Source organism: Natrinema sp. DC36, assembly GCF_020405225.1.
Classification (GTDB): Archaea; Halobacteriota; Halobacteria; order Halobacteriales; family Natrialbaceae; genus Natrinema.
In genome coordinates this window covers 2,636,675-2,652,265 of sequence record NZ_CP084472.1, presented here as the reverse complement: position 1 = coordinate 2,652,265, position 15,591 = coordinate 2,636,675, and the positions used below count along the sequence as shown (strand labels likewise).

At 63.4% G+C, this 15,591-nt stretch carries 14 protein-coding genes and 1 tRNA gene; 11 read left to right on the top strand and 4 right to left on the bottom strand.

What is annotated here, in order from left to right; translation table 11 throughout:
- Nucleotides 1-213 precede the first annotated feature (213 nt).
- The gene (gene citZ / locus LDH74_RS13800; RefSeq protein ID WP_226039291.1) at nucleotides 214-1,362 is read left to right on the top strand and encodes a citrate synthase; all 1,149 of its coding nucleotides are present in this window, start codon (nucleotides 214-216) and stop codon (nucleotides 1,360-1,362) included.
- A 226-nt stretch (nucleotides 1,363-1,588) separates the two neighbouring features.
- Here citZ and LDH74_RS13795 read toward each other — a convergent pair whose 3' ends face one another.
- Both LDH74_RS13795 and LDH74_RS13790 read right to left on the bottom strand, forming a co-directional pair.
- Nucleotides 1,589-1,948 (bottom strand): hypothetical protein, encoded by a 360-nt coding sequence (locus LDH74_RS13795; RefSeq protein ID WP_226039290.1) that lies wholly within the window; start codon nucleotides 1,946-1,948, stop codon nucleotides 1,589-1,591.
- The gene (locus LDH74_RS13790) at nucleotides 1,945-2,997 is read right to left on the bottom strand and encodes a PGF-CTERM sorting domain-containing protein (RefSeq protein WP_226039289.1); all 1,053 of its coding nucleotides are present in this window, start codon (nucleotides 2,995-2,997) and stop codon (nucleotides 1,945-1,947) included. Before LDH74_RS13790 ends, LDH74_RS13795 begins: the two co-directional genes overlap by 4 nt.
- A 733-nt stretch (nucleotides 2,998-3,730) precedes the next feature.
- Between LDH74_RS13790 and LDH74_RS13785 the strand changes: the two genes are divergently transcribed.
- The 7 genes from LDH74_RS13785 to LDH74_RS13755 all read left to right on the top strand — a co-directional run bounded on the left by LDH74_RS13785 (nucleotide 3,731) and on the right by LDH74_RS13755 (nucleotide 8,982).
- Nucleotides 3,731-4,837: an acyltransferase gene (locus LDH74_RS13785; protein WP_226039288.1), complete on the top strand. Its 1,107-nt coding sequence runs from the start codon at nucleotides 3,731-3,733 to the stop codon at nucleotides 4,835-4,837.
- An 81-nt stretch (nucleotides 4,838-4,918) separates the two neighbouring features.
- Nucleotides 4,919-5,332: a gamma-glutamylcyclotransferase family protein gene (locus tag LDH74_RS13780; protein ID WP_226039287.1), complete on the top strand. Its 414-nt coding sequence runs from the start codon at nucleotides 4,919-4,921 to the stop codon at nucleotides 5,330-5,332.
- 255 nt (nucleotides 5,333-5,587) lie between these two features.
- On the top strand, nucleotides 5,588-6,799 hold the full coding sequence (gene ilvA / locus LDH74_RS13775) for a threonine ammonia-lyase (protein ID WP_226039286.1): 1,212 nt from the start codon (nucleotides 5,588-5,590) through the stop codon (nucleotides 6,797-6,799).
- 141 nt (nucleotides 6,800-6,940) lie between these two features.
- On the top strand, nucleotides 6,941-7,330 hold the full coding sequence (locus LDH74_RS13770; RefSeq protein ID WP_226039285.1) for a Rid family detoxifying hydrolase: 390 nt from the start codon (nucleotides 6,941-6,943) through the stop codon (nucleotides 7,328-7,330).
- A gap of 7 nt (nucleotides 7,331-7,337) precedes the next feature.
- Complete coding sequence (locus LDH74_RS13765; protein WP_226039284.1) at nucleotides 7,338-7,583, top strand: hypothetical protein; 246 nt, start codon at nucleotides 7,338-7,340, stop codon at nucleotides 7,581-7,583.
- Between the two features lie 47 nt (nucleotides 7,584-7,630).
- Nucleotides 7,631-7,711: transfer RNA gene (locus LDH74_RS13760), tRNA-Ser, on the top strand.
- A 578-nt stretch (nucleotides 7,712-8,289) separates the two neighbouring features.
- On the top strand, nucleotides 8,290-8,982 hold the full coding sequence (locus LDH74_RS13755) for an SOS response-associated peptidase (RefSeq protein ID WP_226039283.1): 693 nt from the start codon (nucleotides 8,290-8,292) through the stop codon (nucleotides 8,980-8,982).
- A 133-nt stretch (nucleotides 8,983-9,115) separates the two neighbouring features.
- Here LDH74_RS13755 and LDH74_RS13750 read toward each other — a convergent pair whose 3' ends face one another.
- Nucleotides 9,116-10,753, bottom strand: a complete 1,638-nt coding sequence (locus LDH74_RS13750; RefSeq protein ID WP_226039282.1) for an iron ABC transporter permease — start codon at nucleotides 10,751-10,753, stop codon at nucleotides 9,116-9,118.
- A 230-nt stretch (nucleotides 10,754-10,983) separates the two neighbouring features.
- On the opposite strand from LDH74_RS13750, the gene LDH74_RS13745 reads away from it, so the two are divergent.
- The 3 genes from LDH74_RS13745 to LDH74_RS13735 all read left to right on the top strand — a co-directional run bounded on the left by LDH74_RS13745 (nucleotide 10,984) and on the right by LDH74_RS13735 (nucleotide 14,410).
- Nucleotides 10,984-11,535, top strand: coding sequence for a gluconate 2-dehydrogenase subunit 3 family protein (locus LDH74_RS13745; protein ID WP_226039281.1), 552 nt, complete (start codon nucleotides 10,984-10,986; stop codon nucleotides 11,533-11,535).
- Nucleotides 11,532-13,169, top strand: a complete 1,638-nt coding sequence (locus tag LDH74_RS13740; RefSeq protein WP_226039280.1) for a GMC family oxidoreductase — start codon at nucleotides 11,532-11,534, stop codon at nucleotides 13,167-13,169. Before LDH74_RS13745 ends, LDH74_RS13740 begins: the two co-directional genes overlap by 4 nt.
- A 491-nt stretch (nucleotides 13,170-13,660) precedes the next feature.
- The gene (locus tag LDH74_RS13735; protein ID WP_226039279.1) at nucleotides 13,661-14,410 is read left to right on the top strand and encodes a dolichyl-phosphate hexose transferase; all 750 of its coding nucleotides are present in this window, start codon (nucleotides 13,661-13,663) and stop codon (nucleotides 14,408-14,410) included.
- 89 nt (nucleotides 14,411-14,499) lie between these two features.
- On the opposite strand, the gene LDH74_RS13730 is transcribed toward LDH74_RS13735, so the two are convergent.
- Nucleotides 14,500-15,537 carry a pentapeptide repeat-containing protein gene (locus LDH74_RS13730; RefSeq protein WP_226039278.1) on the bottom strand — a complete coding sequence of 346 codons (1,038 nt, stop codon included), beginning with the start codon at nucleotides 15,535-15,537 and terminating at the stop codon, nucleotides 14,500-14,502.
- Between the last annotated feature and the right edge of the window lie 54 nt (nucleotides 15,538-15,591).

The following is a 15,591-nucleotide window of genomic DNA, read 5'->3' as shown; positions in this document are numbered from 1 at the left end:
CGCTGTCGTAACCGATTTGGACTCGTGACCGCCCTATCACGAAAGACAATTATAGTAATTCGCCCGGGTATCGACTGACTGTCCGTTCGTTTGATCACGAAACAAGCCTTCGTCTGTAGTCGTAAAACCGGCAAAATATGAACATTCGACGTGCCGACCGCCGTCACCCGATAAACGATAATACTTTTCCATTGGGGTCCGAAATCCCTGAGTATGTCTGACGACCTCAAGAAAGGGCTCGAGGGTGTGCTGGTCGCCGAATCGGGACTCAGTTCGATCGACGGCGATGCCGGTCGACTGATCTACCGCGGCTACACGATCGAAGACCTCGCTCGCGGCGCGAGCTACGAGGAGGTGCTCTACCTGCTCTGGAACGGTCACCTGCCGTCCGAGGACGAGCTCGAGCCGTTTACGGCCGCGCTCATGGACGAACGCGAGGTCGACGACGACGTCCTCGCGACGATGGAGAAGCTCGCCGCGGCCGACGAGCAGCCCATGGCTGCACTGCGGACTGCGGTTTCGATGTTCTCGGCCTACGAACCCGAAGACGACGCCGACCCCGAAGACCTCGAGGCGACGCTTCGGAAGGGGCGTCGGATCACCGCCAAGATCCCGACCGCGCTCGCAGCGTTCGAGCGCTACCGCCTCGGCGAGGACCCCGTCGATCCCAGCCCGGATCTGGGTCTCGCGGCGAACTTCCTCTACATGCTGACCGGCGAGGAGCCGGACGACATCGCGGCCGAAACCTTCGATCAGGCGCTCATCCTCCACGCGGACCACGGCCTGAACGCCTCGACGTTCACCTCGATGGTTATCGGCTCGACGATGGCCGACATCTACAGCGCCGTCACCGGCGGTATTAGCGCTCTCTCCGGGCCGCTCCACGGCGGCGCGAACCAGGACGTCATGGAAGTCCTCATCGAGATCGACGAGAGCGACCTCGACCACCGCGAGTGGGTCGAACAGGCGACCGAGCAGGGCCGGCGCATCCCCGGGTTCGGCCACCGCGTCTACAACGTCAAGGATCCCCGCGCGAAGATCCTCCAAGAACGAAGCAAGGAACTCGCCGAAAACGGCGAGGACAAGTGGTACAACTACACCACCACCATCGAGCAGTACCTCACCGACGAGAAGGGGCTCGGCGAGAAGGGGATCGCCCCGAACGTCGACTTCTACTCCGGCTCCGTCTACTACCAGCTCGGCATCCCGATCGACATGTACACCCCCATCTTCGCCATGAGCCGCGCCGGCGGCTGGATCGCCCACGTCCTCGAGTACCAGGAGAACAACCGACTCATCCGCCCGCGCGCCCGCTACACCGGGCCGCAGGATCAGGAGTTCGTCCCGCTCGAAGAGCGATAACTGCACTCGAGCCCGTCGGTTTTCGTTCCGCACCCGTCACGCCGTTCGATAGCAAGGGGTCCGAACGTCGTCGCTTCGCGCCGCGTGAGTCTCGACCGCTCGAGACCGAGCCGGCCGGTCGGGTACCGGGTCCGGTCGCAGTCTGCTGTCGGGACTGCTCTCATCGTTCACGAAGCGATCCACCACCGATCGAATTTCCGTCGGACGGTCGAACGCGTGTCGCCGTTTACTCGCTCCCGTAATGCAACTCGCGAGCCAGCAACGACACGCCGATCAGCGACAGCAGCAGCACGGCGAGATTGAACGCGGCGCGGATCAGTGGCTGGTATTTCGGGTCGACCCAGAGCTCGATCGTTTCGGTAACGCTGCCGTAGAACTGGATCAGAGCGAAGACGGCCAGCAGTGAACAGATACCGAGCGCGCCCCAGGCGAGATAGCGTATGATCCTGTCGGAGCCGGGATCGAGCCCGGTGGTGGTAGCCGCTCCAGCCGTCGGAGACGCGTCCGTCTGCCGGTCCTGCTGGTCGATCGTTCCATCTGCCTCGATCGACGTCTCGGTCTGTGTCGGTGTCGGTGTGTCAGTCATTGGAACCTCCGTGCGAACGCGATCGCCGCGAGCAGAGCAGCGGCGGTGACGGCGACTCCGAAGCCGGGTGTCCCGTCCGCACTCGAGTCCTCGCTCGCGTTGCCGTCGGACTCGGCGCCTCCGTCGTCTGCGGCGCTGTCCGAGTTACCGGTGAAATCGCTCACTTCGAGACCGCCTTCACTGCCCGTTTTGTCGACGGACAGCGAGCCCGGCCCGAGGTTGGCGACTGAGCGGTAAGTACCGACGATGGTACCGTCCCGCCAGAGGACCGCATCGAGGTAGTAGTCGTACTCCTGGGGAACCTCGAGATCGACGGTCGGCGACGCGGTCGTTCCTGGTTCGATCGTCGTTAGCTCGGCAGTCGCGGAGTCGGCGACGACGCTCGAATCCGACTGGCGAGCGCTCACCTCGAGTTCGAGGTCCGCTTCGGCGTCGTCGCCCGTATTGGTGAGGTAACTGTCGACGGCCAGCGTCGCCGCGTCGGCAGTCGTCGACTCGATGGAGTAGCCGACCGCGGGGACGTCCGCGAGACTCCCGCCGGAGTCGCCGCCGAAGCGGTGGAACTCGACGTCGGTGTCGGCGTAGGCGGGCGTCAGCGCGTCGACACCCTCGACGGTGTGGCTGGCGGACTCGGTTCGCGTTCCGTCCCGGTAGACGAACGTTTCGATCTCGTAGCTACTCTCTCGAGGGACGTCGACCGTCCCCGAGACGACGACTTCGGATTCGTCGGTCAGCGTCTCGACGTCACGTTCGGTCGTGTCCTCGACGAGACCGGTCTTCGTATCGGTCGCCCGATGGACGACGGTGACGTTCCTGACGGGATTGCCGCGGTGTTCGAGGTAGGTGTCGACGGCGAGCGTGGCCGTCCCGCCGGTGACTTCGTCGGCACTGATCGTGATTTCCGTCAGCGAGACGCGACCGCCGTCCTCGACGTTGCCGGCCGTCTCGGACGCGCCGGGATCGGACACCGCGCCGGCGAGCGCGAGGGTCGTGAACGCCCCGATCACGACCACGAGCGTCGCAACGGCCAGGAGGGACTCGCGGTTCATGTCAGACCCCATCAACCAGTTGTATAAGTGTCTTGTGTGGTCTTTGAAAATGAATTTCAAGAATTATGATCGGAACGGCTAAGCAAGGTCCCGAAACCGAAACGGTCCAGATGCTCGTCGTCCACGGAACGCTGACCGAGCCGAAGCGGGTCACGACCGTCCTCGAGGACCGGCTTCGATTATACCCGCGGAGGCGATTCCGTCGAAATCGCTTGCGGTCGTCGTGAGGCGCGACGACCCCGCGGGAGCGAAGCACCGGTCAGTGGTGCGTTGCGGAAGTCGTCCCGATCCGCTCGATTCCGAGGGTGGTTACTCGACGCGCAGCTGTGTCTCGATCGCGACAAACGACTCGGTAGTTTTCTCCGTCAGCTATCGCTACCCGTGGGAACGCTATCTCGAAACAGTATTCGTTTCGATCGATTGGGATGATAGTCAGACGCTAAACACTGTCTAACTGGATGTAATTCGAGCAAATCCGTGGGTAGCGTGTAAACGGTGACTGTCCTTATTCAGCTTGTACACGGTCTGACGAGCCGTATGAGAGGACGAACTGAGACTGTGAGGTCGTCTCTCCCCCGGATCACGTCCGACGGAGCAGCGTACTCGCTATATTCGGGCACGCAGACGCGAAACTGCGGCAAACCGGATTACGATCCTACTGAACGCTTCGTGGGTCAGCGGACCGTTCACCCGAATCGAGAAATCACGAACGAAACGGATTCGAGCCCGAATAATGTCTGAGCGCATCTCCAGTATCGACGCGATGCGAATCGTTGCGATGGTCGGCGTCGTCGTCATACACACGAATCCGTTCGAGGGGCTCGGGCTGTCCGGCAATCTCGCTAACTTCCTGATCGAATCTACCGCGCGGTTCGCAGTCCCGTTCTTCTTCATGGCGTCCGGGTATTTTTTCGCCCTCACAATCGCTCGCAGCGATCCGACTCCCCAGTTTCTCGATCGAGTATCCAGTATCTCTTCGCTCTATCTGTTCGGGCTACTGCTCACGTTTCCGATTTTCCTCGCGGGAACGGCCGTCCAGGCCAGCGTCGAAAATCGCGATATCGTAACCAGCGTCATCCACAAGCTGGCTGCGTTCGTGTCCCCGATCGAACTGATTTACTACGGGACGTCCGTCTCCGAGATACTGTGGTTCTTCCCGGCGCTACTCTTTTCGTACCTGTTCATCTATCTCTGTACGAATCTCGGTCTGAGTGCGTATCTGTTGCCGATTTCGCTCGGATTCCATCTCGTCGGACTGCTCGGCTCGAGCTATACGATGTTCGTGGATATCCCGTTCGCGATCAGAGACGGACTGTTCTTCGGGTTCTTCTACACGAGCCTCGGCTACGCCATCTACTCGCGCGAATGGCAGCCGGATACCGATCGAAGCACGCTCTACCTCGGAGTGACCGTCCTCTTCGGCGGGCTCCATATCGGTGAACGATACGTCCTGGGCTACGTCATCACGGAAAGTACCGTTTCGCAGGGCGTCTATTGGGCGAGTTATACGGTCGGAACTGCGCTGGTTGCCGTCTCGCTGTTCGTCTTCCTCCTCTCTCGACCGGATCTCGGAGCGTCCACCGCGGTCCCGTCGTGGGGACGGAATTATGCCGTCGGTATTTACGTTGCACATCCGCCCGTGTTATACGTTCTCGAGAAAGGAGCCGAGGCGCTCAGTGCGAGCGGGTACGAGATACGACATACGATCCTCTGGCATCTCGTGTTGACGCCTGCAACCTTCTTTGGGGCCTTGCTACTCTATATCACCGTTTCGAAACTGAGGCGCATTCGCGTCGGTGGGTTTTCCCTGCCGAGGGGAAACTGGATGCAGAATAGATAGCGCTCGATCTTCTGTCCGACAGTCGTGTCGGGATCGATCGAACGTCGGTACGTGCAAGTCGCTCGAGCTACGACAACCGATATGGCCGTTTTCGTTTACGGAACGCTGACCGAACGGGAGCGAGTCGCGACCGTCCTCGGGGACGACGCCCACTACGAGTTTGCCGGCCGCGCGACGCTCGAGGGGCTCCACCGGGTCGACGGTCGGTATCCGACGCTCGTGCCCGGCGGCAGCGTCGACGGGCGGCTACTTGCGGTCGACGATACGGGCCTCGAGCGACTCGACCGGTACGAGGGCGTCGAGACCGGGCTGTACGTCCGCGTCGCGGTGCCGGTGACCGGCGCGGCCGGCACCGACGGCGAGCGGTGCTGGGTGTACGTCGGCGATCCGGAGCGGCTCGGTGTCGGCGCGACGTGGCCGGGGGACGGGCCGCTCCGCGAGCGCGTTCGAACGCTCGTTTCACGGAGCGATGTTGTGGTACGAGATCACGAATGACGCCCGTCTGTCCTCCGTCTGACGACCCGTCTATCCCGCTCTCGTCTGGCGGTTTCACTTTCGCCGCGGGTGCATGAGATTTATATACTCCGGGTCCCCTTTTCCAGTCGCACGTCACACGCCGTGCATTCCCTGTATTCCCTGTCGTGCTGCCATGTTGCAGCACATCGCTGTTGGGGGGACGGTGGCGGGCCCGACACGGCTCCCCCGATCCCCGACAGTAATCCTTACACCTCGTCCCGAGTAGACGAGCGTATGCTCGAACACTCGGATATTCTCGAGGCGCGCGAGCGAGTACGAGAGACATCTCGACACACGCCCCTCGAGCACTCGCACACCTATTCGTCGATGACCGGGGCCGATATCCGCCTGAAACTGGAGAACTTCCAGCGGACGGGCGCGTTCAAGATCCGCGGCGCGACGAACCGAATCGCGACGCTCTCGGCGGCCCAGAAGGAGGCGGGCGTCGTGACGGCCAGCGCGGGCAACCACGCGCAGGGAGTCGCGCTCGCGGCCACGCGATCGGGCGTCGACTCGAAGATCGTCATGCCCGAACACGCGCCGATCTCGAAGGTCAAGGCGACCAAGAGCTACGGCGCGGAGGTGGTCCTCTCCGGGCGGGACTACAACGAGGCCGCCGAGCGCGCCCACGAACTCGAGCGCGAGGAGGACCGGACCTACGTCCACGCCTTCGACGACGAGTACATCATGGCCGGCCAGGGGACGATCGGCCTCGAAATCCTCGAGGACTGCCCGGAGGTCGAAACGGTCGTCGTCCCGATCGGCGGCGGCGGGCTCATCAGCGGCATCGCGGTCGCGATCAAGGAGCAAAAACCCGACACGCGAGTGATCGGGGTGCAGGCCGACGGTGCCTCGAGCGCCGCCGCGTCCCTCGCGAAGGGCGAGCGCGTCTCGATCGACGAGGTCGATACGATCGCGGACGGGATCGCGACCCGCAGTATCGGCGAGCGGACGTTCCCCTACATTCGGGAGTACGTCGACGAGGTCGTCACCGTCTCCGATCCCGAGATCGCCGTCGCGCTGGTCTACCTGCTCGAGCGCTCGAAGACTCTCGTCGAGGGCGCTGGCGCAGTGCCCCTCGCCGCCGTCCTGTTCGAGAAGTTCGACTACGTCGAGGACGAGGTCATCGTCCCCGCGCTCTGCGGCGGGAACATCGATCTCAACACGCTCGCCAACGTCATCGTCCGCGGACTGGTCGAGACCGGCCGCTATCTGAAGATCAGGACCGTCCTGAAGGACCGTCCCGGCGCGCTCGACGACCTCCTGGACATCTTCACCGCCCACCGCGCGAACATCTACGCCATCCACCACGATCACACCTCCCGCGACGTCGAGATGAGCGACACCGAAGTCGAACTCGAACTCGAGATGCGCGGTCCCGACCACGTCGACGAGTTCCTGACGGCGCTCCGGGATGCGGGCTACGAGGTCGACGTGCTCGCCTAACGGGGAGATCTCGGCTGGATCGCCTTGTTTCTACAACCGCCTACTGAACACTTTCCCGTGTCGCGTATCGTCGTCTCGGAGACAGCAACGGGGACGGGGACTTCGCCCGCTTTTAAGCCAGTTCGGTGCGAGACTGTGAGCATGAAACGCATTATCGAAACCGACGACGCGCCGGCCGCGGTCGGTGCCTACAGCCAGGCGACCAGCGACGGCTCGCTGGTGTTCACCGCCGGTCAGATTCCCATGACGGCAGATGGTAACCTGCTCGACGACGAGTCCATCGAGAACCAGACCGATCAGGCCCTCTACAACCTCGACGCCGTCCTCGACGAAGCGGGGGCGGCTTCCGAGGACATCCTCAAAGTAACCGTCTTCCTCGAGGATATCGACGACTTCGAGGCGATGAACGAGGCCTACGCCGACTACTTCGACGACGAGCCGCCGGCCCGCAGCGCCGTCGAGGTTGCCGCGCTTCCGAAAGGCGTCGGCGTCGAAATCGAAGCCATCGCATCCGTCGAGGAAGCCGAGTGAATCCGGCGTGAGTGGCTATCCGTCCGGTGCGATGGGAATCGACCCGCGGGCGAAATCCGCGTTCCTGTGGGGGCTCGTCGGATTCCTCTCGTTCCTGGTGCTCGTTCAGGGCTACGCACTGCTCGCCGAACCGATCGTCACGATCGCGCAGGCGCTTGTGCTCGGACTGCTGGTCGGTCTCGGATCGGGGGTCGGTGCGTCCCTGCTCGAGCCGCGGCTCGCCGCGCGGGCGGCGAATCGCGCGAAGGAGTGAGCACATCTCGTAACAGTTAAACAACGGACGCGGTTAGGATGACCTGAGCCAGGATGGCCGAATGGTAAGGCGCACGCCTGGAAAGCGTGTTCCCTTTGGGATTCAGGGTTCAAATCCCTGTCCTGGCGTTTCTGTCGAAATCGACCGACGAGCGATGCGTAGCTGAGCGAGTCGCGATTTCGACGAAACGCAAACGTCGGGATTTGAACACGCGAGTCGCACGCGGCCGAACGAGGTGAGGCCGATCGTCTCGCATCTGTTCAAATCCCTGTCCTGGTATTTTCACGATTCTCACACCAGGTAGCGGTGGCTATCAACGTCGCTACCGATCGACTGAGTGCGGTCGGAAGGGGAGGGGTACGAGGAGAGCGCGTTACTGCTCGATTTCGATCGGCGAATCGGTCGCGATCCAGCAGTCGGGGTCATCCGGATCTCTCAGTTCCAGATTGCCGCTCTGACACACCACCATTTCGTACTGGTCGTTCATGATGACCCCGTTAGTGACTCCACCGGGATCGGATATCGTAACGGGGCCCGTACCGGCCGCCCGAATCGGGGTAAGCGCTTCATACTACTGTGAACGGGCCTGTACCGGACTGATATTTCGCGGCGTCACGCAGCAGCGAACCGCGAGTCCGATCGCTACTGAAATGTCTCGGAGACAGCGACTGGACAACTCTTTGGCCTGGCGACTCGATGATCGAGTATGTGCGGTCGCTACACGCTCATCGTCGAGCAGGAGGACCTCGAGACGCGCTTCGACGCCGAGTTCCAGCCCTCGAGTTTTGCCCCCCGATACAACATGGCTCCGGGTCAGGAGCTGCCGGTGATCACGAACGAGGAGCCGGAGACGTTCCAGCGCCTCGAGTGGGGGCTGATGCCGTCGTGGGCCGACGACGACAGCGGCGGGCTGATCAACGCGCGGGCGGAGTCCGTCGACGAGAAACCGAGTTTCCAGGCGGCGTACGAGCAACGGAGATGTCTGGTTCCTGCAGACGGCTTCTACGAGTGGGTCGAGACGGACGACGGGAAGCAGCCGCATCGAGTTACGTTCGCGGACGACCGGGTGTTCGCGATGGCCGGCCTCTGGGAGCGCTGGGAACCGGAAACGACCCAGACGGGCCTCGGCGCGTTCGGCGGCGGCGTCGACGAGGAACCCGATTCCGGCCCGCTCGAGACGTTCGCGATTATCACGACCGAGCCGAACGACCTCGTCGCGGATCTCCACCACCGGATGGCGGTGATCCTCGAGCCGGACGCCGAGCGGCGGTGGCTCTCCGGTGACGCCGGTCGCGAGGTACTCGAGCCTCACCCGTCCGACGGGATGGACGCGCATCCGGTCTCGACGGCGGTGAACGACCCGACGACGGACGAGCCGTCGCTGGTCGAGCCGCTCTGAGGAGTCGGTATAGTAACAACTGCAACTATTTACACACTGATCGCACAGCTATCGTGCGATCAGGTGTGCATTGACTTGCAGTGGCTACTATAGTCGCCGTCGAATCCTCGAGAACGGGTCAGAATGGGCGATCTCAGAGCCCTTCGCGCCCGCCCTGCGAGAGGAGCACGAGCAGCGAGAGTCCGGAGACGACGAGCAACAACAGCGAGGGGATCACGGCGTACTGGAAGAACGCCTCGCCCTGTGCTTTCCAGATGATCGTGACGAGGGTTTCGAAGCCGGTCGGTCGCAAGAGCAGGGTCGCCGGGAGCTCTTTCATCGTCGTCAGGAAGACGAGGGCCGCGCCGGCAGTCACGCCCGGTGCGATAAGGGGGAGGGTCACCTTTCGGAACGTGCGAAGCGGCGTCTCGCCGAGCGTCCGTGCGGCCTCGACCAGTTTCGTATCGACCTGCAGTGTCGTGGTTCGGATCGAGCCGACTGCCTGGGGCATGAATCGGATAACGTAGGCGAACACCAGCAGCGGAATCGTCTGGTAGAGCGCCGGCAGTGCAGTGAGTCCGTCCATCTGACGGATCGTCTCCTCGTAGCTCGTCGCAAAGGAGACGAGCGCGAGCCCGAGGACGATCCCCGGGACGGCGAAGCCCACGTAGGTAGATCGCTCGAAGATCGTCGACAGCGGCGAGTCGTATCTGGCCGCGACGTACGCGATCGGCAGGGCGACGAGCACGGCCACGAGCGCAGCCGCGCCGGCCACCATCACGGAGTTGACCGCGTACTCGAGCTCGAAGGCCAGCGACGGCCGCGCGTCGGGATCGGCGGTCACGAGCCAGAGCCCGAGGATCCACAGCGGGACCAGCAACGCGAGGGCAGTGACGCCCGCTGGCAACAGCGTCGCCGGCCAGCGCCACCGGCCGAGTTCGACGACGGGACCGCTCGAGCCCTCGGAGCCGTCGCCCTGGACCGTCCGATCGGGCCGGGCCCACCACTCGAGGACGATAACGGCCAAGACGATGACGAGCAACTGGAGCGAGAGGAAGGCCGCGTAATCCCGGCCGAACGATCGGTACTCGAGGAAAATTTGTTGCGTGAAGACGGGGAGTTGCATGATCGCCGGCGTCCCGAAGTCGGAGACGGCGTACAGCGCCGCGAGCAGGCCGCCGGCGACGACGGCGGGACGGACCTGCGGGAGTGTCACGCGGCGAAAGGCGGCCCACGTATCGTGGTTCAGCGTCCGGGCGGCGTCGAGAAGCGTCGTGTCGAACGAGAGGAGCGCGGCTCGAGCCGTCAGGTAGACGTACGGATACGTATAGAGCGTGATGACGAGCGTCGCACCCGGGAGCCCGTAGATTTCCGGTAACTGTTGGATGCCGAGGGGCTCGAGAATCGACTGAAACTCGCCTTGCGGACCGAATGCCGAGACGAAGGCGAACGCGCCGATATAGCTCGGGACGACCAGTGGGAGGGCGACGATGACGGACCAGAACCGGCGGAAGGGAAGATCGGTCTGGACGGTGAGCCACGCCAGTGGGACGCCGATCAGCGCCGAAAGCACGGTGACGCCGGTCATGAGCAGGAGGCTGTTCGTGATGATCGTCGCGGTTTGCGGACGGGCGAGCATCTCCCAGAGCCGGCCCGTATCGACGGTTATCGCTTCGAATACGAGATACGTGAGCGGGAACAGTACGCCCACGGCGATGACACCGGACAGGAGCAACAGTCCGAGCGGCGGTCCGTCGGTCGTCTCGCGTCGTCGTGAGAGGAGTGATCTCATAGATGGGGCGTCTGGAGTGTGACTGGAAGGGTGTGCGTGCGTACGAAGACGGTCAGTCGGACACGGCGGAATAGGTGGCGGTTTCCGCCCGCCCATCGTTTCTCGTGACCGGCGATCGACCGCGTTCGCCTGCTCCGGTCGACAGCAATCGTGGCTGCGCGACCGGTCAGTCGATACTCGAGCGTCTCGTTCCAACGAGTATAAGGTTTAGGTTTGCCTAATCGATGCGCATGGAGCTGACCAGGCGAGACGCGGTCGCCGCGCTGGCCGCGCTGGGCGTCGGCGGCGGGACGCTATCGGGCTGTGCGGCCCCGACCGGACCGGCCTCCGACGGGAGTGACGGCGATCCGTCGGCCGATATCGACATCGAGCGGATTCGCGAGACGCTGGTCGCGGTCGCCGAGGTCGTCTATCCCAGCGCGGTCACCGGTACGACGACGTTCGTCGAGGCCTTCCTCGAGGGACGGCTCGAAGACCGGACGCACGCGACGAACGTGGATGCCGCGGTCGCGGAACTGAACGAGCGCGCCGAACAGTGGTTCGGCGATCGCTTTCCGGCACTGTCCCACGACGACCGGGACCGGTGTCTGCGGGAGGTGGGTGCGGATACCGCCGACGAAGATCCCGCGGGACGGCCCGCCGAACGGATGCGCTACTACGTCGTCAACGAGCTACTGTTGGCGCTGTACACCTCGCCGACGGGCGGCGAGTTAGCCGGTATCGAAAACCCGATCGGCCACCCGGGCGGGCTCGAGAGCTACCAGCGGGGATCCGGTACGTGAGCGGCAGTCGACCGCCCGCCGAGTCGGCGGAGCCGATCACCGACGACGATGCCGATCGCACGCCCGTCGAAGACGCTGACGTCTGCGTAATCGGTGCGGGTCCCGCCGGCGGGATCGTCGCGGATCGACTCGCCGAGGCCGGCCGCGAGGTCGTGATCCTCGAGGCCGGGCCGCGGTTCGATCCGGCCGACAGGCTCGCCAGACAGGAGCGGGCGATCAGACCGGCGTACGGTCGCCCGACCGTCTGGGACGGCGACCCGGAGCGCGACGCGTACTCGGCCTCCGGTGAGCGACACTATCCGCTGAACCGCGCCCGGGTCAAGGGCGTCGGCGGGTCGACGCTGCACTGGCAGGGGATGGTGATGCGGCTCCACGAAGACGATTTTAACTCCCGGAGCGCCCGCGGAGTCGGGACGGACTGGCCGATCGACTACGAGGACCTCCGTCCGTACTACGCCGCCGCCGAGCGGGAACTAGGGATCGCCGGTGCCGCCGACAACCCCTTCGCACCGCCCCGCGAGGAGCCTCATCCGATGCCCGCGTTTCCGCCCTCCTACAGCGACTCGCTGTTCGCCGAGGTCTGCGACGAACTCGAGATCGCGATGCACTCCGTGCCCAACGCGCGCAATTCGGAGAGCTACGACGACCGGGGCGCCTGCGTCGGCTACGGCACCTGTCGACCGGTCTGTCCCTCCGGCGCGAAGTACGACGCGACGGTCCACGTCGAGCGCGCCGAGCGCAAGGGCGCGACCGTCATCGACCGCGCGCCGGTCCAGCGCCTCGAGCACGGTGCCGATTCGATTTCGGCGGCAGTTTACGCCACGCCCGACGACGAGCGGCATCGGCAGGAGGCCGACGACTTCGTCGTCGCCTGCGGCGGCGTCGAAACGCCTCGGCTCCTGCTCCTCTCAGAGTCGAGTCACTACCCCGACGGGCTGGCCAACTCGAGCGGGCTCGTCGGCCGATACTTCATGGAACACTCGTTTGCGGGCACGTTCGGCGTCCTCGACGAGCCGACCCGGCAGAACCACGTCGGCTTCCTGACCAGCGAGTCCCACCAGTTCTACGACGAGGCCGACGCGGAGTACGCGCCCTTCAAACTCGAATTCTTCAACTTCGCCGGCCCCTCGCCGGTCGGCATGGCGCTGACCGGCGACGACTGGGGCGACGACTTACTCGAGCGGATCCGAGGCGACTACGGCACCCACATCGCCATGGGCGCGCTGATCGAGCAACTCCCCCGCGAGGACAGTTACATCGGACTCGACCCCGACCGAACCGACGACCGCGGAAATCCGGTTCCGGACGTCCACTGGACCGTCGGCGATCGAGCGGAGCGGACGATCGAGCGAGCGAACGAGATTCAGGAGACCGTCTTCGACGAACTGGGTGCCGAGATCACCTGGCAGGAGGGGCCCGGAAACACCGTCCCGACCAACCACCACATGGGAACGACACGGATGGGCACCGACCCCGACGAGAGCGTCGTCGATCCGACCCTCCGAACGCACGACATCGAGAACTGCTGGATCGCCTCGAGCAGCGTCTTCCCGACCGCCGGGGCGATGAACCCGACGCTGACGATCGCGGCGCTCGCGCTGAAGACTGCAGATCAAATAGCTGACAGAACCTAAATTCATTTGATGAAGAACTAAATAAAATCAAGAGTAGAAATAATAATGCCTAATCAGTGTTTCTTAGATCAAAAAGATTGATGTCACTTGAAAATGCACACTCATATATGCTCCCTAATTCGGTTGAAAAAAACCCAGTGACACGATTCATACTAGGATTGGTAGTTATTATCTGTATGTCTCTTGGTGCTCAAGTAGCCATGATGGTATTATCCTGGGTAGGAATCCCGTATCCAAATTGGACAGGTGTAATAGTTGGTTCGCTTGCGGCTTTCGTCACGTTTGCCGCAATATATACGCACTACTATCCGTCTCATTCTTCCGATTGAGGCTCAAACAAAGCATCTGACACTGTTTGTTTGAATCGAATTTAAAGGTTATAACAGTTGCTTTCCATCTACAAGTAAATACCCTTTAGAATATCGCTGGTATATACGGATTTCTTTAGGCGAACCTAAAATCATAAATACAGCGAGCAGAGAGTACCACCAATGAGTAGCGGAGCGGACTCCGAACGAACGGACGGCAGCAACGAGGACGAGTACACCTTCGACGATCTCAGCGTCGTCATGGGAACGTACAACGAGGAGGAAGCGATCGGGACAGTGCTCTCGGATATCGAGGACGTTACCAACGGGAAGGCGGAGGTCGTCTGCGTTGACGGCTCCGCGGACCGCACCCCCGAGATCGCCCGTGAACACGGCGCGACGGTCATCGAACAGGAGCCACAGGGGTACGGCGTCGCCGTGCGCGCGGCGATCTTGGAGCCAGATCGGCCGATCGTCGTCACGACGGACTGCGACGACACGTATCCGATGGAGCAGCTACCGGAGTTCCTCGCGCTGATCAACGACGGCTACGATGTCGTCAGCGGCGATCGGCTCTACCACGGGGCCGACGCGATGCCGGCGTTCAACCGTCTCGGGAATCACGCGTTCGCGGCGATCGCGAGCCTCCTGATGGGTACCCGCGTCCACGACACGACGACCGGCATGCGGGCCTACCGCCGCGACGTCGTCGAATCGATCGAGTGGACCGAGAACACCGGTCTCTCGGCCGAACTCTTGATTCGCCCGCTGCTTCGGGGCTACGACGTTCGCGAACACCCGATCGCGTACCGCGAGCGCGCCGGCCAGACGAAACTCGATCCGCTGAAAGGCGGTCTCGAAATCGCACGCTCGATCGTCAAGGTTTCGCTCGAGGAGCGACTTCGAGAGCTGCCACATCGGCCGACGCAGTAGCGATTTCCGTGCGACGACGGCGTACCGTGCCCCGATTCGATGCCCGAGCGACGGCCTCGAGGGCCGATTCGGATCGGGTCGCCGTAGCCCTAGTAGTGGACGCTTCGCGTGAGGACGAACACCAGCAGCGCCATCAGGAGCGATCCGAGCAGGGTTTCGACACCAGCGATGGCGCGGGCCCAGCCCCCGACGGGCTGGATGTCGCCGTAGCCGAGCGTCGCGAAGGTGATGACGCTGAAGTAGAGGCTCTTGAGGAACGCCTGAACGAGGAGCCACCTCGGTGCATCGGTGGGGTCGTCGATCTGATACGTGACCGCACTGTCGGTCCCGACCTCTTGAATGCCGCCGGTCAGCGGATAGAGTCCCGCGCAGACGAGGATCAAGAGCAGCGACGTCGTTACGACTCGCCACGGGCTCGTCCCGTACAGCATGACCCAGCGCGAGCCGGCGAGCTTGAACGCCTGTAGGTAGTTTCCGACCCGCCAGGCCTGCCGCCGCCGGAGGTCCATCTCGCGCAGGTAGTAGGTGTGAACCCGTTCGGGGAACGCGTTCTCGTCGTAGAGTCGCTGTAGTTCGCGGTAGACCCACTGTGCGGAGTCGGCCCGCTCCGCGCCCTCGGTCGACACTCGATCGATCTCGTCCTCGTACACCGTCCGCTCGCCGAACGCCGTCTCGAGATTGATCCGAAGGTCAGTCAGGCCGGCACGGTAGAGCCTCGCATTCCGGAAGTCCGCGCCGCGCAGGTCGGCGAAGACGAACACCGCGTCGTGAAGGTTCGCCTCCCGGAACGACGTTCCGTGCGCATCGACGTCTCGAAACGTCGCTCGGCGGAGGTCCGCCTCCGAGAGATCGGCGCCGTCGAGGACGGCGTCCGTGAAGTCCGCGCCGACGAGGGACCGGCCGGCGAGAAACGACGCTCCGCTCAATGATGCTCCCCGAAAGTCCGCTCCGTCGAGCCGCTCGCTCGGCTCCGGCCGCTCCCGTTCGTACGCCGCCGTCGGAACGACGGTCTCGGTGTGCCAGATGCACCGATCGGCGTCCTCCCACGTGGGTCGCCAGCAACAGACCGCGCCGGCGTCGTTCACTCCGCTACTGCTCGTGACGTAACCGCAACGCCTCTCGGTCATACGGGTTCTGGCGGGAAGTCGGTCCCTAACGTTGGTGCCTGATTGACCCGGCAG